Annotated in this window: 32 protein-coding genes; 31 read left to right on the forward strand and 1 reads right to left on the reverse strand. The window is 63.2% G+C overall.

The genetic code is table 11. From position 1 onward, the window contains the following. Positions 1-24: 24 nt before the first annotated feature. The 29 genes from rpsJ (at position 25) to XI08_RS03380 (ending at position 16,632) form a co-directional block, all read left to right on the forward strand. Positions 25-333 (forward strand): 30S ribosomal protein S10, encoded by a 309-nt coding sequence (gene rpsJ, locus XI08_RS03240; RefSeq protein ID WP_002712302.1) that lies wholly within the window; start codon positions 25-27, stop codon positions 331-333. Positions 334-385: 52 nt separating this feature from the next. Further along, positions 386-1,102, forward strand: a complete 717-nt coding sequence (rplC, locus tag XI08_RS03245) for a 50S ribosomal protein L3 (protein WP_027549196.1) — start codon at positions 386-388, stop codon at positions 1,100-1,102. A gap of 1 nt (position 1,103) precedes the next feature. Continuing rightward, positions 1,104-1,724 carry a 50S ribosomal protein L4 gene (rplD, locus tag XI08_RS03250; protein WP_057745497.1) on the forward strand — a complete coding sequence of 207 codons (621 nt, stop codon included), beginning with the start codon at positions 1,104-1,106 and terminating at the stop codon, positions 1,722-1,724. After that, the gene (locus tag XI08_RS03255) at positions 1,721-2,023 is read left to right on the forward strand and encodes a 50S ribosomal protein L23 (RefSeq protein ID WP_011088149.1); all 303 of its coding nucleotides are present in this window, start codon (positions 1,721-1,723) and stop codon (positions 2,021-2,023) included. Before rplD ends, XI08_RS03255 begins: the two co-directional genes overlap by 4 nt. A 12-nt stretch (positions 2,024-2,035) precedes the next feature. Beyond that, the gene (rplB, locus tag XI08_RS03260) at positions 2,036-2,869 is read left to right on the forward strand and encodes a 50S ribosomal protein L2 (RefSeq protein WP_011088148.1); all 834 of its coding nucleotides are present in this window, start codon (positions 2,036-2,038) and stop codon (positions 2,867-2,869) included. 12 nt (positions 2,870-2,881) lie between these two features. Continuing rightward, a complete protein-coding gene (gene rpsS, locus XI08_RS03265) occupies positions 2,882-3,160 on the forward strand; it encodes a 30S ribosomal protein S19 (RefSeq protein WP_008136357.1) in 279 nt (92 codons plus the stop codon). A 10-nt stretch (positions 3,161-3,170) separates the two neighbouring features. Beyond that, entirely contained in the window at positions 3,171-3,560 is a 390-nt protein-coding gene (gene rplV, locus XI08_RS03270; protein WP_135178090.1) for a 50S ribosomal protein L22, read from the forward strand. Positions 3,561-3,578: 18 nt separating this feature from the next. Continuing rightward, positions 3,579-4,304 carry a 30S ribosomal protein S3 gene (gene rpsC, locus XI08_RS03275; RefSeq protein ID WP_011088146.1) on the forward strand — a complete coding sequence of 242 codons (726 nt, stop codon included), beginning with the start codon at positions 3,579-3,581 and terminating at the stop codon, positions 4,302-4,304. A 30-nt stretch (positions 4,305-4,334) separates the two neighbouring features. Next, the gene (rplP, locus tag XI08_RS03280) at positions 4,335-4,748 is read left to right on the forward strand and encodes a 50S ribosomal protein L16 (protein WP_008549252.1); all 414 of its coding nucleotides are present in this window, start codon (positions 4,335-4,337) and stop codon (positions 4,746-4,748) included. Between the two features lie 5 nt (positions 4,749-4,753). Then, positions 4,754-4,960, forward strand: a complete 207-nt coding sequence (gene rpmC / locus XI08_RS03285; RefSeq protein WP_011088144.1) for a 50S ribosomal protein L29 — start codon at positions 4,754-4,756, stop codon at positions 4,958-4,960. Positions 4,961-4,973: 13 nt separating this feature from the next. Continuing rightward, positions 4,974-5,222 (forward strand): 30S ribosomal protein S17, encoded by a 249-nt coding sequence (gene rpsQ / locus XI08_RS03290; RefSeq protein ID WP_027549198.1) that lies wholly within the window; start codon positions 4,974-4,976, stop codon positions 5,220-5,222. An 84-nt stretch (positions 5,223-5,306) separates the two neighbouring features. Further along, positions 5,307-5,675 carry a 50S ribosomal protein L14 gene (gene rplN / locus XI08_RS03295; RefSeq protein ID WP_007603030.1) on the forward strand — a complete coding sequence of 123 codons (369 nt, stop codon included), beginning with the start codon at positions 5,307-5,309 and terminating at the stop codon, positions 5,673-5,675. Continuing rightward, the gene (gene rplX, locus XI08_RS03300) at positions 5,675-5,989 is read left to right on the forward strand and encodes a 50S ribosomal protein L24 (protein WP_018647249.1); all 315 of its coding nucleotides are present in this window, start codon (positions 5,675-5,677) and stop codon (positions 5,987-5,989) included. Before rplN ends, rplX begins: the two co-directional genes overlap by 1 nt. Further along, a complete protein-coding gene (gene rplE / locus XI08_RS03305; RefSeq protein WP_018647250.1) occupies positions 5,982-6,539 on the forward strand; it encodes a 50S ribosomal protein L5 in 558 nt (185 codons plus the stop codon). The genes rplX and rplE overlap by 8 nt, the downstream gene beginning before the upstream one ends. A gap of 46 nt (positions 6,540-6,585) precedes the next feature. Continuing rightward, positions 6,586-6,891 carry a 30S ribosomal protein S14 gene (gene rpsN / locus XI08_RS03310; RefSeq protein ID WP_011088140.1) on the forward strand — a complete coding sequence of 102 codons (306 nt, stop codon included), beginning with the start codon at positions 6,586-6,588 and terminating at the stop codon, positions 6,889-6,891. A gap of 14 nt (positions 6,892-6,905) precedes the next feature. After that, a complete protein-coding gene (gene rpsH / locus XI08_RS03315) occupies positions 6,906-7,304 on the forward strand; it encodes a 30S ribosomal protein S8 (RefSeq protein WP_027549200.1) in 399 nt (132 codons plus the stop codon). A 16-nt stretch (positions 7,305-7,320) separates the two neighbouring features. Continuing rightward, positions 7,321-7,854, forward strand: coding sequence for a 50S ribosomal protein L6 (gene rplF / locus XI08_RS03320; protein ID WP_027549201.1), 534 nt, complete (start codon positions 7,321-7,323; stop codon positions 7,852-7,854). A gap of 11 nt (positions 7,855-7,865) precedes the next feature. Next, complete coding sequence (rplR, locus tag XI08_RS03325; protein ID WP_007603036.1) at positions 7,866-8,228, forward strand: 50S ribosomal protein L18; 363 nt, start codon at positions 7,866-7,868, stop codon at positions 8,226-8,228. A gap of 44 nt (positions 8,229-8,272) precedes the next feature. Continuing rightward, a complete protein-coding gene (gene rpsE / locus XI08_RS03330) occupies positions 8,273-8,866 on the forward strand; it encodes a 30S ribosomal protein S5 (protein ID WP_027549202.1) in 594 nt (197 codons plus the stop codon). 25 nt (positions 8,867-8,891) lie between these two features. Next, entirely contained in the window at positions 8,892-9,086 is a 195-nt protein-coding gene (gene rpmD, locus XI08_RS03335; protein WP_011088137.1) for a 50S ribosomal protein L30, read from the forward strand. Positions 9,087-9,159: 73 nt separating this feature from the next. Further along, on the forward strand, positions 9,160-9,645 hold the full coding sequence (rplO, locus tag XI08_RS03340) for a 50S ribosomal protein L15 (protein ID WP_271573336.1): 486 nt from the start codon (positions 9,160-9,162) through the stop codon (positions 9,643-9,645). Positions 9,646-9,793: 148 nt separating this feature from the next. Next, a complete protein-coding gene (secY, locus tag XI08_RS03345) occupies positions 9,794-11,125 on the forward strand; it encodes a preprotein translocase subunit SecY (RefSeq protein ID WP_027549203.1) in 1,332 nt (443 codons plus the stop codon). A gap of 100 nt (positions 11,126-11,225) precedes the next feature. Continuing rightward, positions 11,226-12,350, forward strand: a complete 1,125-nt coding sequence (locus XI08_RS03350) for a preprotein translocase subunit SecY (RefSeq protein WP_271573337.1) — start codon at positions 11,226-11,228, stop codon at positions 12,348-12,350. Next, on the forward strand, positions 12,347-13,240 hold the full coding sequence (locus tag XI08_RS03355; RefSeq protein WP_271573338.1) for an adenylate kinase: 894 nt from the start codon (positions 12,347-12,349) through the stop codon (positions 13,238-13,240). Before XI08_RS03350 ends, XI08_RS03355 begins: the two co-directional genes overlap by 4 nt. A gap of 185 nt (positions 13,241-13,425) precedes the next feature. Then, positions 13,426-13,794, forward strand: coding sequence for a 30S ribosomal protein S13 (gene rpsM / locus XI08_RS03360; RefSeq protein WP_008549231.1), 369 nt, complete (start codon positions 13,426-13,428; stop codon positions 13,792-13,794). 123 nt (positions 13,795-13,917) lie between these two features. Then, positions 13,918-14,307 carry a 30S ribosomal protein S11 gene (rpsK, locus tag XI08_RS03365; protein ID WP_007603045.1) on the forward strand — a complete coding sequence of 130 codons (390 nt, stop codon included), beginning with the start codon at positions 13,918-13,920 and terminating at the stop codon, positions 14,305-14,307. A gap of 112 nt (positions 14,308-14,419) precedes the next feature. After that, complete coding sequence (locus XI08_RS03370; protein WP_011088132.1) at positions 14,420-15,451, forward strand: DNA-directed RNA polymerase subunit alpha; 1,032 nt, start codon at positions 14,420-14,422, stop codon at positions 15,449-15,451. Between the two features lie 183 nt (positions 15,452-15,634). Continuing rightward, the gene (gene rplQ, locus XI08_RS03375; RefSeq protein ID WP_027549207.1) at positions 15,635-16,051 is read left to right on the forward strand and encodes a 50S ribosomal protein L17; all 417 of its coding nucleotides are present in this window, start codon (positions 15,635-15,637) and stop codon (positions 16,049-16,051) included. 134 nt (positions 16,052-16,185) lie between these two features. After that, on the forward strand, positions 16,186-16,632 hold the full coding sequence (locus XI08_RS03380) for a hypothetical protein (protein ID WP_271573339.1): 447 nt from the start codon (positions 16,186-16,188) through the stop codon (positions 16,630-16,632). Positions 16,633-16,712: 80 nt separating this feature from the next. Here XI08_RS03380 and XI08_RS03385 read toward each other — a convergent pair whose 3' ends face one another. Then, positions 16,713-17,690, reverse strand: coding sequence for a Bug family tripartite tricarboxylate transporter substrate binding protein (locus XI08_RS03385; protein WP_271573340.1), 978 nt, complete (start codon positions 17,688-17,690; stop codon positions 16,713-16,715). 185 nt (positions 17,691-17,875) lie between these two features. On the opposite strand from XI08_RS03385, the gene XI08_RS03390 reads away from it, so the two are divergent. Continuing rightward, positions 17,876-18,664 (forward strand): SDR family NAD(P)-dependent oxidoreductase, encoded by a 789-nt coding sequence (locus XI08_RS03390; protein WP_271573341.1) that lies wholly within the window; start codon positions 17,876-17,878, stop codon positions 18,662-18,664. A 10-nt stretch (positions 18,665-18,674) separates the two neighbouring features. Then, positions 18,675-18,962 (forward strand): DUF1330 domain-containing protein, encoded by a 288-nt coding sequence (locus XI08_RS03395; protein ID WP_271573342.1) that lies wholly within the window; start codon positions 18,675-18,677, stop codon positions 18,960-18,962. Positions 18,963-19,038: the final 76 nt, after the last annotated feature.

Here is a 19,038-nt window from a genome sequence, read left to right on the forward strand (position 1 = left end):
ACCCACTGAAGAGAGACCACGGCAATGAACGGCCAAAACATTCGTATCCGTCTCAAGGCGTTCGACCATCGTATCCTCGATACGTCGACCCGCGAGATCGTGAACACGGCGAAGCGCACCGGCGCGCAGGTCCGCGGACCCATTCCGCTGCCCACCCGCATCGAGAAGTTCACCGTCAACCGTTCGCCCCACGTCGACAAGAAGAGCCGCGAACAGTTCGAGATGCGCACTCACAAGCGCCTGCTCGACATCGTCGATCCGACCCCGCAGACCGTCGATGCTTTGATGAAGCTCGATCTGGCCGCCGGTGTCGACGTCGAGATCAAGCTCTAAGATTTTTGGATCCCGTTCGCGTAAGCGGACAGAAAGAACAGGAAGCAAGCCGATGCGCTCCGGAGTGATCGCACAAAAGGTCGGGATGACGCGGGTCTTCACGGAGGCCGGCGAACATATCCCCGTGACCGTGCTGAAGCTCGGCAATTGCCAGGTCGTAGGCCACCGCACCGAAGAGAAGAACGGTTACGTCGCGCTCCAGCTCGGTTCTGGCAGCCGCAAGACCGTTTACATGCCCAAGGCGGAGCGCGGCCAGTTCGCGGTCGCCAAGGTCGAGCCGAAGCGCCGGGTCGAGGAGTTCCGCGTCACCGCGGATGCCATGATCCCGGTCGGCGCCGAGATCCAGGCCGATCATTTCGTCGTCGGCCAGTTCGTCGACGTCACCGGCACCTCGGTCGGTAAGGGCTTCGCCGGCGGCATGAAGCGCTGGAACTTCGGCGGTCTGCGCGCCACGCACGGTGTGTCGGTCTCGCACCGCTCGATCGGTTCGACCGGTGGTCGTCAGGATCCCGGCAAGACCTGGAAGAACAAGAAGATGCCCGGCCACATGGGTGTCGACCGCATCACCACGCTCAACCTTCGAGTCGTTCAGCTCGATGTCGAGCGCGGCCTGATCCTCGTCGAAGGCGCCGTTCCCGGCTCCAAGGGCGGCTGGATCCGCGTGCGCGACGCCGTCAAGAAGCCGCTGCCGAAGGAAGCTCCGAAGCCCGGCAAGTTCAAGGTTGCGGGTGGCGAAGCCGAGGCTGCGGCCCAGCAGGAGGGTGCGTGAGATGGAATTGAAGGTCACCACTCTCGAAGGTAAGGAAGCCGGCTCGGTCCAGCTTTCCGACGCCATTTTCGGCCTCGAGCCGCGCCAGGACATCATTGCGCGTTGCGTGCAGTGGCAGCTCAACAAGCGCCAGGCCGGCACCCACAAGGCCAAGGGCCGCGCCGAGATCTGGCGCACCGGCAAGAAGATGTACAAGCAGAAGGGCACCGGCGGTGCTCGTCACGGCTCGGCCCGCGTGCCGCAGTTCCGTGGCGGTGGCCGCGCCTTCGGTCCGGTGGTGCGTTCGCACGCCACCGACCTGCCGAAGAAGGTCCGCGCGCTGGCTCTCAAGCATGCGCTGTCGGCCAAGGCCAAGGACGGTGATCTGCTGGTGATCGAGAAGGCCGCGCTGGAAGCCGCGAAGACCAAGGCGTTGCTCGGTCACTTCTCGGGCCTGGGCTTGACCAACGCGCTGATCATCGACGGCGCCGAGCTCAACAACGGCTTTGCCGCCGCGGCCCGCAACATCCCGAACATGGACGTGCTGCCGATCCAGGGCATCAACGTCTATGACATCCTGCGCCGTCAGAAGCTTGTTCTGACCAAGGCCGCCATCGATGCGCTGGAGGCGCGCTTCAAATGACGAAGAACATCGAGCCTCGCCACTACGACGTGATCGTTGCTCCGGTCGTCACCGAAAAGGCGACGCTGGCGTCCGAGCACAACAAGGTCCTGTTCAAGGTGGCCGCGAAGGCGACCAAGCCGCAGATCAAGGAAGCGATCGAGAAGCTGTTCGACGTCAAGGTCAAGAGCGTCAACACGCTGGTCCGCAAGGGCAAGACCAAGGTCTTCCGCGGCAACCTCGGTTCGCAGTCGAACACCAAGCGCGCGATCGTGACCCTCGAAGAGGGTCACCGGATCGACGTCACCACCGGTCTGTAAGGTCGTACGACGATGGCACTGAAGACATTCAATCCCACGACGCCGGGCCAGCGCCAGCTGGTCATGGTCGATCGTTCGGCCCTGTACAAGGGCAAGCCGGTCAAGGCGCTCACCGAAGGCAAGCATTCCTCCGGCGGTCGCAACAACACCGGTCGCATCACCGTGCGCTTCCGCGGCGGCGGTCACAAGCAGACCCTGCGCATCGTCGACTTCAAGCGCGACAAGGTCGATGCGCCCGCGACCGTCGAGCGGCTGGAATACGATCCGAACCGCACTGCGTTCATCGCACTGGTCAAGTACGAAGACGGCACCCAGGCCTATATCCTGGCGCCGCAGCGCCTGGCGGTCGGTGATTCCGTGGTGGCCGGCAACTATGTCGACGTGAAGCCGGGCAACGTCATGCCGCTCGGCAACATGCCGGTCGGCACGATCATCCACAACATCGAGGTCAAGATCGGGAAGGGCGGCCAGCTCGCCCGTTCCGCGGGCACCTACGCCCAGCTCGTCGGTCGCGACCAGGACTACGTCATCATCCGCCTGAACTCGGGTGAGCAGCGCTTGGTGCACGGCCGTTGCCGCGGCACGATCGGCGCGGTGTCGAACCCGGATCACATGAACACCTCGATCGGCAAGGCCGGCCGCAACCGTTGGCTGGGTCGCAAGCCGCACAACCGCGGTGTTTCGATGAACCCGATCGACCATCCGCACGGCGGTGGTGAAGGTCGTACCTCGGGCGGTCGCCACCCGGTCACTCCGTGGGGCAAGCCGACCAAGGGCAAGAAGACCCGCTCCAACAAGTCGACCAACAAATTCATTCTCCTAAGCCGCCACAAGCGGAAGAAGTAAGGAACGCCGGACATGGTTCGTTCAGTCTGGAAAGGCCCGTTCGTCGAGGGTTCTCTGCTCAAGAAGGCAGATGCCGCGCGCGCGTCCGGCCGTCACGACGTCATCAAGATCTGGAGCCGTCGTTCGACGATCCTGCCGCAGTTCGTCGGTCTGACCTTCGGCGTCTACAACGGTCAGAAGCACGTGCCGGTGGCCGTCAACGAGGAAATGGTCGGTCACAAGTTCGGCGAGTTTTCGCCGACCCGGACCTTCCATGGCCACTCCGGTGACAAGAAAGCCAAGAAGGCTTGAGGATTAAACGATGAGCAAACCTAAGCGCGAACGGAGCCTCGCCGACAACGAGGCCAAGGCGGTCGCCCGGATGCTGCGGGTGAGCCCGCAGAAGCTCAACCTGGTCGCCCAGCTCATTCGCGGCCGGAAGGCGGCTGCTGCGCTCGCCGACCTGCAGTTTTCGCGCAAGCGGATCGCGGTTGACGTGAAGAAGTGCTTGGAATCGGCTATCGCCAATGCCGAGAACAACCACGACCTCGACGTCGATGATCTCGTCGTGGCGCAGGCTTTCGTCGGCAACGGCCTCGTGATGAAGCGCTTTGCCGCCCGCGGCCGTGGCCGCTCGGGCCGTGTCTACAAACCATTTTCGCAGCTGACGATCATTGTTCGTCAGGTCGAAGCCGAAGCAGCAGCGGCTTAAGGGTCGCAGGAGAAAACGATGGGTCAAAAGATCAATCCGATCGGTCTGCGTCTCGGCATCAACCGGACCTGGGATTCCCGCTGGTTCGCCGGCAAGCAGGAATACGGCAAGCTGCTGCACGAGGACGTCAAGATCCGCGAGATCCTGCACAAGGAGCTCAAGCAGGCGGCCGTCGCCCGCATCGTGATCGAGCGTCCGCACAAGAAGTGCCGCGTCACCATCCACTCGGCCCGTCCGGGCGTGGTGATCGGCAAGAAGGGCGCCGACATCGACAAGCTGCGCAAGCGGGTCGCGGACATCACCTCGTCCGACGTCGTCATCAACATCGTCGAGATCCGCAAGCCGGAGCTCGATGCGACGCTGGTGGCCGAGTCGATTGCGCAGCAGCTGGAGCGCCGCGTGGCGTTCCGCCGTGCCATGAAGCGCGCCGTGCAGTCGGCGATGCGTCTCGGCGCGGAAGGCATCCGCATCAACTGCTCGGGACGTCTGGGCGGTGCGGAAATCGCGCGCATGGAGTGGTACCGCGAAGGTCGCGTGCCGCTGCACACGCTGCGCGCCGACATCGACTACGGCGTTGCGACCGCGTTCACGACCTTCGGCACCTGCGGCGTCAAGGTCTGGATCTTCAAGGGCGAGATCCTCGAGCACGATCCGATGGCCCAGGACAAGAGAATGGCCGAAGGCGAGACCGGCGGCGGTGGTGATCGTGGTGGCCGTCAGCGCCGCGACAACGCTGCGGTCTGAGCCAGCACAGGAATTTGAGGGCTTAAAGCCATGATGCAACCTAAGAAAACGAAGTTCCGGAAGGCGCATAAGGGCCGCATCCACGGCGTTGCGTCTTCGGGCGCGACGTTGGCGTTCGGCCAGTACGGCCTGAAGGCGACCGAGCCTGAGCGCGTCACCGCGCGCCAGATCGAAGCCGCCCGCCGCGCGCTGACCCGTCACATGAAGCGCGCCGGCCGCGTCTGGATCCGCGTGTTCCCCGACCTTCCGGTGTCGAAGAAGCCGGCCGAAGTCCGCATGGGTTCCGGCAAGGGTTCGCCGGAACTGTGGGTGGCGCGTGTCAAGCCGGGCCGGGTGCTGTTCGAGATCGACGGCGTCAACACCCAGACAGCGCGTGAGGCGCTGACCCTGGCGGCCGCCAAGCTGCCGATCAAGACGCGCTTCGTCGAGCGCATTGCGGAGTAATGGCCATGGCCCAGATGAAGATCGAAGACATCCGCGCGATGAGCCCCGACCAGCAGGATGACGCCATCCTGAACCTGAAGAAGGAGCGCTTTAACCTGCGCTTCCAGCGCGCCACCGGGCAGCTCGAGAATACCTCGCGCCTGCGCGAGGCCCGCCGCGACATCGCCCGGATCAAGACCGTCGCCGCGCAGACGCGCGCGAAGAAGAAGTAAGAGGCTTACGAAGATGCCGAAACGTACTTTGCAGGGCGTGGTCGTCAGCGACAAGACAGCCAAGACGGTCGTTGTCCGCGTCGATCGCCGCTTCACGCACCCGATCTACAAGAAGACGATCCGCCGTTCGAAGAACTATCACGCGCACGACGAGAACAACGAGTTCAAGCCGGGTGATATGGTTTGGATCGAGGAATCGAAGCCGATTTCGAAGTTGAAGCGCTGGATCGTGATCCGGGGCGAACACAAGAAAAGCGCCTGATCTGTTGGCTTTAGCCGACTGCCTTCAGGTAAATGTTGAGCGCCGGCTGGGCTGGCGCAAGAGAGAAGAGGACGAGGTGCATCAATGATTCAGATGCAGACCAACCTCGACGTGGCCGACAATTCTGGCGCACGCCGTGTCATGTGTATCAAGGTGCTCGGGGGCTCCAAGCGCCGCTACGCCACGATCGGCGACATCATTGTCGTCTCGATCAAGGAAGCGATTCCGCGTGGCAAGGTGAAGAAGGGCGACGTGATGAAGGCCGTCGTGGTGCGCGTCCGCAAGGACATCCGCCGCGCCGACGGTTCGGTCATCCGCTTCGACCGCAACGCCGCCGTGCTGATCAACAACCAGTCCGAGCCGGTCGGCACCCGTATCTTCGGGCCCGTGCCGCGCGAGCTGCGCGCCAAGAATCACATGAAGATCATTTCCCTCGCGCCGGAGGTGCTGTGATGGCCGCGAAGATCCGCAAGGGCGACAAGGTCGTCGTGCTGACCGGTCGCGACAAGGGTCGCACCGGCGAAGTGTTCGAGGTTCGCCCCGACGCCGGCACGGCGCTCGTGCGCGGCGTCAACATGGTCAAGCGTCACCAGAAGCAGACGCAGGCCCAGGAGGGCGGCATCATCTCGAAAGAGGCGCCGATCCAACTGTCCAACATCGCGTATGTCGGCAAGGACGGAAAGCCGACCCGCGTCGGATTCAAGATTCTGGCGGACGGCAAGAAGGTCCGCATCGCCAAGAGCTCGGGAGCTGAGATCGATGGCTGAGGCCGCTTACACGCCGCGCCTGCGCGCGGAATACGATGCGAAGATCCGCACGGCGCTGACCGAGAAGTTCGGTTACGAGAACGTCATGCAGGTTCCGCGCCTGGACAAGGTCGTGCTGAACATGGGCGTTGGCGATTCCGTCAACGACCGCAAGAAGGCCGAGACCGCCGCTGCCGAGCTGACCCAGATCGCCGGCCAGAAGGCGATCGTGACCTATTCGCGTATCGCGATCGCGACCTTCAAGCTGCGTGAGAACCAGCCGATCGGCTGCAAGGTCACACTGCGCAAGGCCCGCATGTACGAGTTCATCGACCGCCTGGTCACGGTTGCGCTGCCGCGCGTCCGCGACTTCCGCGGCCTGAACCCGAAGAGCTTCGACGGCCGCGGCAACTACTCGCTCGGCATCAAGGAGCACATCATTTTCCCCGAGATCGACTTCGACAAGGTCACGGAAGCCCGCGGTATGGACATCACCGTCTGCACCACGGCCAAGACCGACGAAGAGGCGAGGGCCTTGTTGACCGCTTTCAATTTCCCGTTCCGGCAGTGAGACGCTGACCTAAAGCCTCTCAAACGCGGATACCCAGGAGCCAAGCATGGCAAAGAAGAGTTCAATCGAGAAGAACAACCGGCGCAAGCGGATGGTGAAGAACGCCGCCCCGAAGCGCGAGCGGTTGAAGGCGATCATCGCCGACAAGACGCTGCCGATGGAGGAGCGGTTCGCCGCGACCCTGAAGCTCGCCGAGATGCCGCGCAATTCGTCGGCGACCCGCGTGCGTCTTCGCTGCGAGCTGTCGGGCCGTCCGCGCTCGAACTACCGCAAGAACAAGCTGTCCCGTATCGCGCTGCGCGAACTTGGCTCCAAGGGCATGGTCCCGGGCCTCGTGAAGTCGAGCTGGTAAGGAGGGTCGTTTAGATGTCTACGCACGATCCAATCAGCGATCTGATCACCCGCATCCGCAACGCGCAGATGCGCTCCAAGAGCAAGGTCTCCACGCCTGGCTCGCGGATGCGCGAGAACGTGCTCGAGGTGCTCAAGAGCGAGGGCTACATCCGCGGCTACGCCACGGTCGAGCACTCCTCGGGCCGCAGCGAGATCGAGATCGAGCTGAAGTATTTCGACGGCGAGCCCGTCATCCGCGAGATCGAACGTGTTTCCAAGCCCGGGCGTCGTGTTTACGCCTCGGTGAAGAACCTGCCGCGGGTCAACAACGGGCTCGGCATTTCGGTGTTGTCGACGCCGAAGGGGATCATGGCCGACCACAGCGCGCGCGACGCGAATGTGGGCGGTGAAGTCCTCTTCACGGTGTTCTGAGAAGGATTTTTGATCCATGTCACGTGTTGGCAAAAGACCGGTTGCGGTTCCGTCGGGTGTGACCGCGACCGTCGACGGGCAGACCGTCAAGATGAAGGGGCCGAAGGGCCAGCTTCAGTTCGTCGTCCATGACGACGTCGAGGTGAAGCTCGAGAACGGCCAGGTGAAGGTGAACCCGCGGGTTGAGACCAACCGCGCGCGGGCGCTGTACGGCACCGCTCGCGCTCAGGTCGCGAATCTGGTCGAAGGCGTCACCAAGGGCTTCGAGAAGAAGCTCGAAATCACCGGCGTCGGTTACCGCGCCGCGATGCAGGGCAAGAATCTGCAGCTCGCGCTCGGCTACAGCCACGACGTGGTTTACGCGATCCCCGAGGGGATCACGATCACGGTGCCGAAGCCGACCGAAATCACGGTGACGGGCAGCGACATCCAGCGCGTCGGCCAGGTCGCGGCCGAAATCCGCTCGTACCGCCCGCCGGAGCCCTACAAGGGCAAGGGCGTGAAGTATGTTGGCGAATTCATCTTCCGCAAGGAAGGCAAGAAGAAGTAACGGAGCCGGTCATGTCGAAAGCCAAGGTTACGAATGCCCGGCGCAAGCGGAGTGTGCGGCTGAAGCTGCGCCGCTCCGGTGGTGGCCGTCCGCGTCTGTCGGTGTTCCGCTCGTCCAAGCACATCTACGCCCAGGTCATCGACGACCTGAAGGGCGAGACGCTGGCCTCTGCCTCCTCGCTCGAGAAGTCGATGCGCGACGGCGGCAAGACCGGCGCCGACATCGATGCGGCGAAGGCGGTCGGCAAGCTGCTGGCCGAGCGCGCCGCCGAGAAGGGCGTCAAGGAAGTCGTGTTCGATCGCGGCAGCTACCTCTATCACGGGCGCGTCAAGGCTCTTGCCGATGCGGCGCGTGAGAGCGGGCTGAGCTTCTAACAGAATTTGAGGATTGAGGCGCAAGCCTCAGAAGGATTGGAAAAATGGCAGAACGCGAACAACGTGGTGGACGCGATCAACGCGGCGGCGGACGCGACCGCAAGGAGCGCGAGGAGCGCGACAGCGAGTTCGTCGACAAGCTCGTCCACATCAACCGCGTGGCCAAGGTCGTCAAGGGCGGCAAGCGCTTCGGTTTCGCAGCGCTGGTCGTGATCGGCGACCAGAAGGGCCGCGCCGGCTTCGGTCACGGCAAGGCGCGCGAAGTGCCTGAGGCGATCCGCAAGGCAACCGAGTCCGCCAAGCGCAACCTGACCCGCGTGTCGCTGCGCGAGGGCCGCACGCTGCATCACGACATCGCCGGCCGTCATGGCGCGGGCCGTGTCTACCTGCGTGCCGCTCCGGCCGGTACCGGCATCATCGCCGGCGGCCCGATGCGCGCCGTGTTCGAGACGCTCGGCGTCCAGGACGTGGTGGCGAAGTCGATCGGCTCGTCGAACCCGTACAACATGGTGCGCGCGACCTTCGACGCGCTGAAGCACCAGGATTCGCCGCGTTCGGTCGCAGCCCGCCGCAATATCAAGGTGTCCACCCTCCAGTCCCGCCGTATCGGCGGCGACGCCGAGGCGGCTGCCGACTAACGGAAGCTTTTCGGAGTAGACCAAGATGGCCAAGGCCGCAAAGACGATCAAGCTCGAGCAGACCGGCAGCGCGATCCGCCGCCATCACTCGCAGCGTTCGACGCTGATCGGGCTCAAGCTCAACAAGATCGGCCGCACCAGCGAACTGCCGGACACTCCGGCCGTGCGCGGCATGATCGAGAAGGTTCACCATCTCGTTCGTATCGTCGACGAGAAGTAAGCAGGGCGCATGATCCCGAAACTGGGTGCCGGTTTTCGGTGAAGATCATGCGCAAGACACAAGGAGAAGGGCGATGAAGCTCAGCGATATCGCCGACAACGCCGGCTCGCGCAAGAAGCGTATGCGCGTCGGCCGCGGCATTGGTTCGGGCAAGGGCAAGCAGTCCGGCCGCGGCGGCAAGGGCCAGACCGCGCGTTCGGGCGTGCGCATCAAGGGTTTCGAAGGCGGCCAGATGCCGATGCATCGCCGTCTGCCCAAGCGCGGCTTCAACAACATCTTCCGCGTGGAGTTCGCCGAGATCAATCTCGACCGGCTCCAGGAAGCGGTCGATGCCAAGAAGATCGACACCGGCAGCGTCGTGAACGTCGAGGCCCTGGTGAAGGGCGGCGTGCTGCGCCGCGCCAAGGGCGGCCTGCGGCTGCTCGGCCGCGGCGAGCTCAAGTCCAAGCTCAACATCGAAGTGCACGGCGCCACCAAGACCGCGATTGCCGCGGTCGAGAAGGCCGGCGGTTCGGTGAAGATCCTCGCCCCTGCCAAGGAAGAAGGCGAGGCGGCGTAACAACTGCGTCATTGGCCCGCGGCTCGCGGGCCTTTACGCATGCGGGACGTGGACTTATCGAAGCCGAGCCCCAGATAATGTCCGGCGTCCGCTAAAGTAGCCCGGCCGCGGGCATGACGGCGCAACAGGCGGCGGGAGAAAGTCCAAGATGGCCTCAGCAGCGGAACAACTGGCAGCCAACCTCAATTTCGGTGCGTTTGCCAAGGCTGACGAACTGAAGAAGCGCATCTGGTTCACCCTGGGTGCGCTGCTCGTTTATCGGCTCGGGACCTACATCCCGTTGCCGGGCATCGATCCCAACATCTGGGAGCAGGTGTTCCGCTCCCAGGCGGGCGGCATCCTCGGCATGTTCAACATGTTCGCCGGCGGCGGCATCCACCGCATGGCGATCTTCGCGCTGAACATCATGCCGTACATCTCGGCCTCGATCATCATCCAGCTCCTGACCACCGTCTCGCCGCAGCTCGAGGCGCTGAAGAAGGAAGGCGAGGCCGGCCGCAAGACGCTGAACCAGTACACCCGCTATCTGACCGTGATCCTGGCCGCGTTCCAGTCCTACGGCATCGCGGTGGGCCTCGAAGGCGCTGGCAACGTCGTCAGCGACCCCGGCATGTTCTTCCGCCTGTCCACGGCGATCACGCTGACCGGCGGCACCATGTTCCTGATGTGGCTGGGCGAGCAGATCACCTCGCGCGGCATCGGCAACGGCATCTCGCTGATCATTCTCTCCGGCATCGTCGCCGAACTGCCTGCGGCGCTCGCCAACATGCTCGAGCTCGGCCGTCAGGGTGCGATGTCGACCGGTCTGATCCTGGTCGTCATCATCATGGCGGTCGCCGTGATCGCCTTCATCGTGTTCATGGAGCGGGCGCAGCGCCGGCTGCTGATCCAGTATCCGAAGCGCCAGGTCGGCAACAAGATGTTCGAGGGCCAGTCCTCGCATCTGCCGCTCAAGCTCAACACCTCGGGCGTGATCCCGCCGATCTTCGCCTCTTCGCTCCTGCTGCTGCCGACGACGGTTGCGAACTTCAATGCGGGCAGCGGGCCGGAATGGTTCCAGTGGATCACCACCCAGCTCGGCCACGGCCGTCCGCTGTTCCTGATCATGTATCTCGCGCTGATCGTGTTCTTCGCGTTCTTCTACACCGCGATCGTGTTCAACCCGACCGAGACCGCGGACAATCTGAAGAAGCACGGCGGCTTCATTCCGGGCATCCGTCCCGGCGAGCGCACTGCGGAATATATCGACTACGTGCTGTCGCGCATCACCGTGCTCGGCGCCGTCTATCTGGCAATCGTCTGCTTGATCCCAGAGATCCTGATCTCATACGCCTCGGTGCCGTTCTACTTCGGCGGCACCTCGCTGCTGATCGTGGTCAGCGTCACCATGGACACGGTGGCGCAGGTGCAGGGCTATCTGCTGGCCCATCAGTATGAGGGCCTGATCCGGAAGTCGAAGCTGCGGGGCCGCCGCAGGTAGAGCCCATCGCAAGATGACGACCGAGCTCGCGCGCCGCATCGCTATCACGATCGGCGCGCTGCTCCTTTTCAGGCTCGGCACGCAGGTGCCGTTCGCAGGGATGGGCGCGCAGAGCCTGTCTTTCTCGGCTGAGCATAAGGTCCGCCTTTCGATCTTCGCGCTCGGTATCCTTCCCTATCTGAGCGCTGCGATCATCGTTCGGCTTCTCTCGCTGGTATGGCAGCGCCTGAGCGCGCTCGAGAGGTCAGGCGAGCGTGGCCGGCGCAAGCTCTCCCGCTACACGCTGATCCTGACCCTGGCATTTTCCACCTTCCAGGCCTACGGCTACGCCTCGACCATCCAGTCAATTCCGGCGCTGGTCCCCGATCCGGACGAATGGTCCGTGCTCGCAGCCACGGTCTCGATCGTCGGCGGTGTGTTCGTCCTGATCTGGCTCAGCGAACAGATCACCCGTCACGGTATCGGCAATGGTCTGGCGCTGCTGCTCAGCGTCAATTTTCTCGTTAGTGTTCCGCGTGATATCGCCGGCATCGCAAGCCTTCTGGAGAGCGGCCAGATCTCCGGCAATCTCGTGTTGTTCCACGCCGTCTTCTGGATCGCGGTCGTCGCTCTGATCGTCTTCGTCGAGGGCGCGCGGCGGAATGTCGGTGTCGAGTTCGCCGAACGCAAAATCGGAGATCGCCTGCTGCCCGCGCGTTCGGCGGTTCTTCCGGTGAAGATCAACAGCGCCGGCTTTCTGGTGCCGGCCACGGTGGCGCCCTGGATCCTGTTTCTGCCGCTGGCTGGACTGACCTACGTCTTTAGTGCCGATGCGCCGTGGATCGCCGCGGCCTACCGTCAACTTCAGTTTGGTGCGCTGGCCCACGTCGTCCTCGGATCGATCGCGGTGTTCGTGCTCGCCTTCGTCTACACGGCCAATGTCGTCGATCCTGAATACACGGCCAAATCTCTGGCGCAGCGTAACGGTACAATTCCCGGTGTTGCAGCGGGCGAGGCGACTGCCGACTATCTCGACCGCGTCGTATCATTGACGACGGTCGTCGGAGCCGTCTACCTGACGGCATTGCAGTTGATTCCAGAGGTCTTCGAGCTTTACGGGATCGGGCTGCCTTATAGTATGATCGTCAATGGCGGTGGAGCGCTGGTTGTGGTTGGCACCGCTCTTGATATCAAAACACAGGTGCGCGACGTATCGCTCACCAATCCGGGGGGCGTACGCCGATGAGAATTATACTTCTGGGACCGCCGGGGTCGGGCAAGGGGACCCAGGCGCAGCTGCTGGTGCAGCGCTATGGTATCGTCCAGCTCTCGACCGGCGAGATGCTGCGCGCGGCCGTGGCGGCGGGAACGCCGGTCGGGCTGAAGGCCAAGGAGATCATGGCCAGCGGCGGCCTCGTGCCCGACGATATCGTGGTCGGAATCATCTCCGACCGGATCGACCAGCCGGATGCCAGGAACGGTTTCATCCTCGACGGTTTCCCGCGCACCGTGCCGCAGGCCGAGGCGCTGGACGAGCTGCTGAGGCACAAGCACCTCAAGCTCGATGCGGTGATCGAGCTCCGCGTCAACGAAAGCGCGCTGCTGAGTCGCGTCGAGACCCGAGTCGTCCAGATGCGGGAGCGCGGTGAGGAGGTTCGGCTCGACGACACCCCTGAGGTGCTGACCAAGCGGCTTGCCAGCTACCGCAGCCAGACAGAGCCCCTGATTCACTACTATTCCGAGCGGCGGAAGCTCTCGACCATCGATGGCATGATGGCCATCGACGAGGTCACCCGTGCGATCCACCGCCAGCTCCTGGCGCTCGGGGCAGTCGAGCCCAAGACGCATGCCAAGGGAACTGCCAAGGGAACTGCCAAGAACGCGGCCAAGGCTGCGTCGGCCAAGAAGGGGGCGGCCAAGGCTAAAACAGCCAAAAAGCCGGCGAAAGCGGCCAAAAAACCCGCCAAATCCGCTAAAAAGGCGGCCAAGAAGGCCGTGAAGGGCCCCAAGAAGGCGGTCAAGACCACCGCCAAAAAGACGGTAAAGAAGGCTGCCAAGAAGACCGCCAAGAAGGCTGTCAAAAAGGGTGCCAAAAAGGCCGCAAAAAAGGTCACGAAAAAGCGAGCTAAGCGCTAGCAGCGGTTGACGAAAGCCCCCGGAATCCCTTAATAAGCCCCGCATCCAAGTCGGATAGTTTCAGACGATGCCGGGCCCCAGGAAGACCGGGGGTGGGCGTCGTGTTCGCGTTTGTGAACACCTGCCCGAGAACACAAGCACTTAAAGCCTGGTCCTGACGAGGACCGGCAACAGGAGAGAAGGCCGTGGCCCGTATTGCCGGCGTGAACATTCCCACCAACAAGCGCGTGCTGATCGCGCTCCAGTACATCCATGGCATCGGTCAGAAGATCGCCGGTGAGATTCTGGAGAAGGTGAAGATCCCGGTGGATCGTCGCGTCAATCAGCTCAGCGACGCCGAAGTGCTCCAGATCCGCGAAGTCATCGACCGCGACTATCTCGTCGAGGGTGACCTGCGTCGTGAGGTCGGCATCAACATCAAGCGTCTGATGGACCTCGGCTGCTATCGCGGCCTGCGTCATCGTCGTGGTCTGCCGGTGCGCGGTCAGCGTACCCACACCAATGCGCGCACGCGCAAGGGCCCGGCCAAGGCCATCGCCGGCAAGAAGAAGTAAGTTTTCGAATCCAATCGCGGCGTGTGGCGAACCGGGGATGACCCGTTCGCCACGCGCCTTTCGTTCCACAGGTGTAGCCGCTGGCATTACGGCGGCGTTTGAGATCTCCAGGAAAGGTACTCAATGGGCAAGGAAGCCACCCGCGTTCGCCGTCGTGAACGCAAGAACATCGCCTCCGGCGTTGCGCACGTGAACTCGTCGTTCAACAACACGACCATCACCATTACCGACGCGCAGGGCAACACGATTGCCTGGTCTTCCGCCGGCACGATGGGCTTCAAGGGCTCGCGCAAGTCGACCCCGTACGCGGCGCAGGTTGCCGCCGAGGACGTGTCGAAGAAGGCGCAGGAGCACGGCATGCGCACGCTGGAAGTCGAAGTCGCCGGTCCCGGTTCGGGCCGCGAGTCGGCGCTCCGCGCGCTCCAGGCCGCAGGCTTCACCGTCACCTCGATCCGCGATGTGACCACGATCCCGCATAACGGTTGCCGTCCCCGCAAGCGTCGGCGCGTTTGATACGAGGTTGCGGGCGCATCGGCGCCCGCAATGACTTTTGCAAGAAGCCGCAGGTGCGACCTGCGGCCTTTCTCCAACGCCAGTGTCTGCAACGGCAGTTCGACTGGCCTGTATGGGTGAAACAGTGACGATCCAGAAAAATTGGCAAGAACTGATTCGGCCGAACAAGCTCCAGGTCACGCCCGGCAGCGATCCGGCCCGCTTCGCGACCATCGTCGCCGAACCGCTCGAGCGCGGCTTTGGCCAGACCCTCGGCAACGCGCTGCGCCGCATCCTGCTCTCCTCGCTCCAGGGCGCGGCGGTGCAGTCGGTGCACATCGACGGCGTGCTGCACGAGTTCTCCTCGATCGCTGGCGTCCGTGAGGACGTCACCGACATCGTGCTCAACATCAAGGACATCTCGATCAAGATGCAGGGCGAAGGCCCCAAGCGCATGGTCGTGAAGAAGCAGGGCCCGGGCGTCGTCACCGCCGGCGACATCCAGACCGTCGGCGACGTCGTCGTGCTCAACCCGGACCTCCAGATCTGCACCCTCGACGAGGGCGCCGAGATCCGCATGGAGTTCACGGTCGCGACCGGCAAGGGCTACGTGCCCGCCGAGCGCAACCGTCCCGAGGACGCGCCGATCGGCCTGATCCCGGTCGACAGCCTGTACTCGCCGGTCCGCAAGGTCTCCTACAAGGTCGAGAACACCCGCGAGGGCCAGATCCTCGACTACGACAAGCTGACCATGACGATCGAGACCAACGGCGCGATCTCGCCGGATGACTCGGTGGCTTACGCCGCCCGCATCCTCCAGGATCAGCTCAACGTGTTCGTCAACTTCGAAGAGCCGCGCAAGGAAGTCGCCCAGGAGATCATCCCGGACCTCGCCTTCAACCCGGCCTTCCTCAAGAAGGTGGACGAGCTCGAGCTGTCGGTGCGTTCGGCCAACTGCTTGAAGAACGACAACATCGTCTACATCGGCGACCTCGTGCAGAAGAGCGAAGCGGAAATGCTCCGCACCCCGAACTTCGGCCGCAAGTCGCTGAACGAGATCAAGGAAGTGCTGGCCCAGATGGGTCTGCATCTCGGCATGGAAGTGCCGGGCTGGCCGCCGGAGAACATCGACGAGCTCGCCAAGCGCTTCGAGGATCACTACTGAGATTCGGCGTTCCGGGGCGATGCGCAAGCATCGTCCAATGCGCAATTGCGCATTGTGGAATCTCGAGATTCCGGGTCGTCGCCTCGCGCCGTCCGGAATGACTAAATGGGCGAACGCAGGCAGCCCACCTGAGCAACATGTCCGACGAACCGTCGCGGCAGTTTTAACGTAAGGAATAGTCACATGCGTCACGGCAAGGTTCATCGGAAGCTCAACCGCACGGCCGAGCACCGCAGGGCGATGTTCGCCAACATGGCGGCCGCGCTGATCAAGCACGAGCAGATCGTCACCACGCTCCCGAAGGCGAAGGAATTGCGCCCGATCGTGGAGAAGCTGGTCACCCTCGGCAAGAAGGGCGGGCTGTCCATGCGCCGCCAGGCCATCTCCGAGATGCGCGACAAGGATCAGGTCAGGAAGCTGTTCGACGTGCTGGCGACCCGTTACAAGGACCGCCAGGGCGGCTACACCCGCATCATCAAGGCCGGCTTCCGCTACGGCGACAACGCCGCGATGGCCGTGATCGAGTTCGTCGATCGCGACGTCGATGCCAAGGGCCAGGATTCCGGTCCGGTGCAGGAGAAGGAAGCCGAGGCGGCGTAAGCCGGCCGGCATTTAGTTGAGAAAGCGGCGCCTTGGAGCGCCGCTTTTTTGTTGCTCTCAGCTTTGCGCGCTCTTTTCGTTGCTACCGCGCTGTCCAGGTGGCAATTGGCTTGGATTGTGGAGGCGTTAGAGCCATGAGTGATGCGGAATTACAACTCACATACGTGCCGGACGATCAATGGCTGGGTGAACTCACGGCGGTGGTGAGATCAGGCACATTTTCTGGCCAAGCTTCAGCGTGGTTCAACCGGTCGAATGTAAAGGAGGTCTTTGTCACTTCTCTGAGCTCCTTTCCCTTGAGTTCGACAGCGCCACCGACAATCGAAGGTGGTGTGGGCAAAGACGAAGATTTCCAGTGTCATCTTCGAGTGACGGTCAAGCCCTACAACGCCAGAGGCATCCTTCTCGTCCAAGTCGACCTTGTCTCTGACTACCGCCAAGCGACTGTTATTGACGCGTCGAGCTCGGCCACTATCCGCTTCTTGACAGAATATGCGCTCGTCAACGCCTTCGCCAAGGATCTTGATCAGGTCCTGGACGGCACGAAAGAGCGCGCCGTTCTCAGAGGTAGCGCTAGCTAAAGCCGTTTCAGCAGGTACGGAATTGAAAGCGGCGCCCTCGGGCGCCGCTTTTGTTTTGGGGCTGGCGAAGATCGGCGAGACTATTCTTCCTTGATCCCCGCCCTTTGCGCGATCTCCTTCATCTCGGCGGTCTCCTTGCCGATGGCTCCCGCCCAATCGCTGTAGCGCGTGAAGCCTGGTTCGAAGCCGACCTTGGTGAAGCGCTCGATGACGGACGGGCTGTTGATGATCTCCTCCAGCGTCGCCGACAGCTTGTCGCGAACGGCCGGCGGCAGCCCCTTGGGCGCGACCACCGCGCCCCAGGACGCGAAGTCGATGTTGCCATAGCCGAGTTCGGCAAGCGTCGGCACGTCGGGCAGGTAGGACGTGCGTTTGCCCGAGAACACCGCGAGCACCTTGACGGTGCCGGCGTCGATCTGCGGCTTCACGGCGATCACGGTGTCGACGTGGTACTGAATGTGCTTGCCGATGAGGTCGTTCATTGCCGGTGCACTGCCCTTGTAGGGCAGGTGGACCATCTTGACCCCGGCACTGGACTTGAACAGCTCGCCGGCGAAATGCGAGACGGTCGCGACGCCGAAGGATGCGAGCGACAGCTTGTCGGGATTGGCCTTCGCTTCGGCGACCAGCGAGGCCACGTCGTTGACCGGATTGTCCTTGTAGGTGACCAGCGCCAGCGTGATCTTGCCGACCTGGCCGAGCGGCTCGAAATCCTTGGCCGCGTCGTAAGGCACGCTTTCCTTCACGGCTGCCGGCAGCGTGAAGCTCGAGTTTGAGCTGAAGAACAGGGTGTATCCGTCAGGCGCCGAGCGCGCGACTTCCTTGGCCGCGATGGTGGTGCCGCCCCCGGGACGGTTCATGATGATCACGGGCTTGCCGAGCCGCGTCTCCAGTTCGCTGCCGATAATGCGCGCGACCACGTCGGAAGCGCCGCCCGGCGGGAAGGGGCAGATCAATTGCAACGATTTTTCCGGATAGACCGTTTGAGCGGGCGCGAGCGAATTGCCGCCCATCAAGCCGACCAGTCCGAGGAAAATCGTGAGAGCCGTTCGCTTCATCGCATAATTCTTCCGTGTTCACATGAGACGCCGTGCTGCTAGCAATAATCGTTCCAGCCGCGGTTCAGGCAGGGTGTCTACGTTGTCGCAGGAAAAGTGCTGGCGTCTCACTGATTGGTGAGTGCCGATTGCGGCCCGATCCGCCGCGCCCGATATGCCCATCATCGATCTGATGGAGATACTACATGAACATCGACCTTTCCGGAAAAACTGCACTGGTGACCGGCTCGACCGCCGGCATCGGCCACGCCATTGCCAAGGGCCTTGCCGCCTCGGGCGCCAGCGTCGTGATCAACGGGCGCGGCCAGGACAAGGTCGATGCCGCCGTGCGCAAGCTGGAAGCGGCGGGTGGCAAGGTGCGCGGCATTGCTGCCGACGTGTCGACCGCATCGGGCTGCAAGGCGCTTGTGGCGGCACTGCCGGAGGTAGACATCCTCATCAACAATGCCGGGATCTTCGAGCCAAAGGACTTTTTCGAGATCCCCGACGAGGACTGGAGCCGCTTCTTCGAGGTCAACGTCATGAGCGGCGTGCGGCTGTCGCGCGCGTATCTGAAGGGCATGCTCAAGCGCAACTGGGGCCGCATCGTCTTCATCTCCTCGGAATCCGGCCTCAACATTCCCGTCGAGATGATTCACTACGGCATGAGCAAGACCGCCCAGCTCTCGGTCGCGCGCGGCCTGGCGCAGCTCACCCGCGGCACCGGCGTCACCGTCAATTCCGTGCTGCCGGGTCCGACCATGTCGGAGGGCGTCGAGACCTTCGTGAAGGATCTCGCGAAACAAAACGGTCAGTCGGTGGATGAAGCCGCAGCCAATTTCGTCAAGCAGCATCGCCCGAGCTCGCTGATCCAGCGCTTCGCCAGCGTCGACGAGATTGCCAACATGGTGGTCTATGTTGCGTCGAAGGAGGCGTCCGCGACCAACGGCGCGTCATTGCGCGCGGAAGGCGGCATCGTCAACACGATTGCCTGAGGCGACGCACATGCCGGCCTATGTGATCTCCGAGGTCGAGGTGCGCGACAGGAGTGCGATGGAGGCCTATCGCGCGCTTGCGGCGCAGACGATCGCGCAATACGGCGGCCGCTACCTCGCGCGCGGCGGGGCCGCCGAGGTGGTGGAGGGCGGCCCGCCGCCGAAGACCATGATCATCGTCGAGTTTCCGTCGATGGCCCGGGCGCGCGAATGGTACGCGTCGGCGGAATATGCCGAGGCATTGAAGCTGCGGCAGACGGCGCTGGAGCGGCGGCTGATGTTTGTTGAGGGTGCGTAGGAATCGTAGGGTGGGTTAGCTGTGGAATCTCAACAGGTCGTCCTTCGGGAGACCGAGGCGGCTGATGGGTGGTTTG

The organism is Bradyrhizobium sp. CCBAU 11361 (genome assembly GCF_028128935.1).
Taxonomy (GTDB): domain Bacteria; phylum Pseudomonadota; class Alphaproteobacteria; order Rhizobiales; family Xanthobacteraceae; genus Bradyrhizobium; species Bradyrhizobium niftali.

Bases quoted from the DNA above. Each gene is read 5' to 3' on its own strand.
- rpsJ (WP_002712302.1), top strand. From the start codon at position 25: ATGAACGGCCAAAACATTCGTATCCGTCTCAAGGCGTTCGACCATCGT.
- rplC (WP_027549196.1), top strand. From the start codon at position 386: ATGCGCTCCGGAGTGATCGCACAAAAGGTCGGGATGACGCGGGTCTTC.
- rplD (WP_057745497.1), top strand. From the start codon at position 1,104: ATGGAATTGAAGGTCACCACTCTCGAAGGTAAGGAAGCCGGCTCGGTC.
- XI08_RS03255 (WP_011088149.1), top strand. From the start codon at position 1,721: ATGACGAAGAACATCGAGCCTCGCCACTACGACGTGATCGTTGCTCCG.
- rplB (WP_011088148.1), top strand. From the start codon at position 2,036: ATGGCACTGAAGACATTCAATCCCACGACGCCGGGCCAGCGCCAGCTG.
- rpsS (WP_008136357.1), top strand. From the start codon at position 2,882: ATGGTTCGTTCAGTCTGGAAAGGCCCGTTCGTCGAGGGTTCTCTGCTC.
- rplV (WP_135178090.1), top strand. From the start codon at position 3,171: ATGAGCAAACCTAAGCGCGAACGGAGCCTCGCCGACAACGAGGCCAAG.
- rpsC (WP_011088146.1), top strand. From the start codon at position 3,579: ATGGGTCAAAAGATCAATCCGATCGGTCTGCGTCTCGGCATCAACCGG.
- rplP (WP_008549252.1), top strand. From the start codon at position 4,335: ATGATGCAACCTAAGAAAACGAAGTTCCGGAAGGCGCATAAGGGCCGC.
- rpmC (WP_011088144.1), top strand. From the start codon at position 4,754: ATGGCCCAGATGAAGATCGAAGACATCCGCGCGATGAGCCCCGACCAG.
- rpsQ (WP_027549198.1), top strand. From the start codon at position 4,974: ATGCCGAAACGTACTTTGCAGGGCGTGGTCGTCAGCGACAAGACAGCC.
- rplN (WP_007603030.1), top strand. From the start codon at position 5,307: ATGATTCAGATGCAGACCAACCTCGACGTGGCCGACAATTCTGGCGCA.
- rplX (WP_018647249.1), top strand. From the start codon at position 5,675: ATGGCCGCGAAGATCCGCAAGGGCGACAAGGTCGTCGTGCTGACCGGT.
- rplE (WP_018647250.1), top strand. From the start codon at position 5,982: ATGGCTGAGGCCGCTTACACGCCGCGCCTGCGCGCGGAATACGATGCG.
- rpsN (WP_011088140.1), top strand. From the start codon at position 6,586: ATGGCAAAGAAGAGTTCAATCGAGAAGAACAACCGGCGCAAGCGGATG.
- rpsH (WP_027549200.1), top strand. From the start codon at position 6,906: ATGTCTACGCACGATCCAATCAGCGATCTGATCACCCGCATCCGCAAC.
- rplF (WP_027549201.1), top strand. From the start codon at position 7,321: ATGTCACGTGTTGGCAAAAGACCGGTTGCGGTTCCGTCGGGTGTGACC.
- rplR (WP_007603036.1), top strand. From the start codon at position 7,866: ATGTCGAAAGCCAAGGTTACGAATGCCCGGCGCAAGCGGAGTGTGCGG.
- rpsE (WP_027549202.1), top strand. From the start codon at position 8,273: ATGGCAGAACGCGAACAACGTGGTGGACGCGATCAACGCGGCGGCGGA.
- rpmD (WP_011088137.1), top strand. From the start codon at position 8,892: ATGGCCAAGGCCGCAAAGACGATCAAGCTCGAGCAGACCGGCAGCGCG.
- rplO (WP_271573336.1), top strand. From the start codon at position 9,160: ATGAAGCTCAGCGATATCGCCGACAACGCCGGCTCGCGCAAGAAGCGT.
- secY (WP_027549203.1), top strand. From the start codon at position 9,794: ATGGCCTCAGCAGCGGAACAACTGGCAGCCAACCTCAATTTCGGTGCG.
- XI08_RS03350 (WP_271573337.1), top strand. From the start codon at position 11,226: ATGGGCGCGCAGAGCCTGTCTTTCTCGGCTGAGCATAAGGTCCGCCTT.
- XI08_RS03355 (WP_271573338.1), top strand. From the start codon at position 12,347: ATGAGAATTATACTTCTGGGACCGCCGGGGTCGGGCAAGGGGACCCAG.
- rpsK (WP_007603045.1), top strand. From the start codon at position 13,918: ATGGGCAAGGAAGCCACCCGCGTTCGCCGTCGTGAACGCAAGAACATC.
- XI08_RS03370 (WP_011088132.1), top strand. From the start codon at position 14,420: ATGGGTGAAACAGTGACGATCCAGAAAAATTGGCAAGAACTGATTCGG.
- rplQ (WP_027549207.1), top strand. From the start codon at position 15,635: ATGCGTCACGGCAAGGTTCATCGGAAGCTCAACCGCACGGCCGAGCAC.
- XI08_RS03380 (WP_271573339.1), top strand. From the start codon at position 16,186: ATGAGTGATGCGGAATTACAACTCACATACGTGCCGGACGATCAATGG.
- XI08_RS03385 (WP_271573340.1), bottom strand. From the start codon at position 17,690: ATGAAGCGAACGGCTCTCACGATTTTCCTCGGACTGGTCGGCTTGATG.
- XI08_RS03390 (WP_271573341.1), top strand. From the start codon at position 17,876: ATGAACATCGACCTTTCCGGAAAAACTGCACTGGTGACCGGCTCGACC.
- XI08_RS03395 (WP_271573342.1), top strand. From the start codon at position 18,675: ATGCCGGCCTATGTGATCTCCGAGGTCGAGGTGCGCGACAGGAGTGCG.